This window comes from Pseudomonas laurentiana (genome assembly GCF_014648275.1).
GTDB classification, from domain to species: Bacteria; Pseudomonadota; Gammaproteobacteria; order Pseudomonadales; family Pseudomonadaceae; genus Aquipseudomonas; species Aquipseudomonas laurentiana.
Genome location: NZ_BMQU01000206.1, coordinates 1 through 516, shown reverse-complemented (window position 1 = coordinate 516; position 516 = coordinate 1). Strand labels below are relative to the sequence as shown.

General features: G+C 21.3%; 2 protein-coding genes. One reads left to right on the top strand and one right to left on the bottom strand.

Features of this window, described 5'->3' with window-relative positions:
- Nucleotides 1-68 precede the first annotated feature (68 nt).
- Nucleotides 69-218 carry a hypothetical protein gene (locus IE038_RS25815; protein ID WP_189396451.1) on the top strand — a complete coding sequence of 50 codons (150 nt, stop codon included), beginning with the start codon at nucleotides 69-71 and terminating at the stop codon, nucleotides 216-218.
- Between the two features lie 70 nt (nucleotides 219-288).
- Here the strand turns inward: IE038_RS25815 and IE038_RS25810 are convergent.
- On the bottom strand, nucleotides 289-516 hold a 228-nt coding region (locus tag IE038_RS25810; RefSeq protein WP_229775753.1), incomplete at its 5' end, for a hypothetical protein.

Here is a 516-nt window from a genome sequence, read left to right as displayed (position 1 = left end):
TTATTTGTGAATGTATTGAGTAATATAATAGAGAAGTAATGATTGTAAATATTGGTATTGTATTTTAAGTGGGCGATGGTATTGTTTGTATTTATGGTTTTGATGAAGTAATGGTAGGTGAATTAGTAGAATTTGAGGAGGGTATTATAGGTATTGTTTTTAATTTAGAATTTAATAATGTTGGTGTTGTATTAATGGGTGATGGTTTGATGATTTAAGAAGGAAGTTTAGTTAAAGTTATGGGAAAAATTGTTTAGATATTGGTGAGTGAGGTTTATTTGGGGTGTGTTATAAATGTTTTAAATAAGTTTTATTTATTGGTATTTGAGTAATTTTTTTTGTAGTTTTGATTGAATTTTTTTTTTGGATTATTAAATTGTTATTTATTAATATAATATTAATATTATTGGATTTTAAATTAAGGGTAATATTTATAGTATTTTTTTTAAATTTTATTAATTTATTTGTTATTATTTTATTAAGATTATAAATATGAGTGATGCTATTGTTTATTTG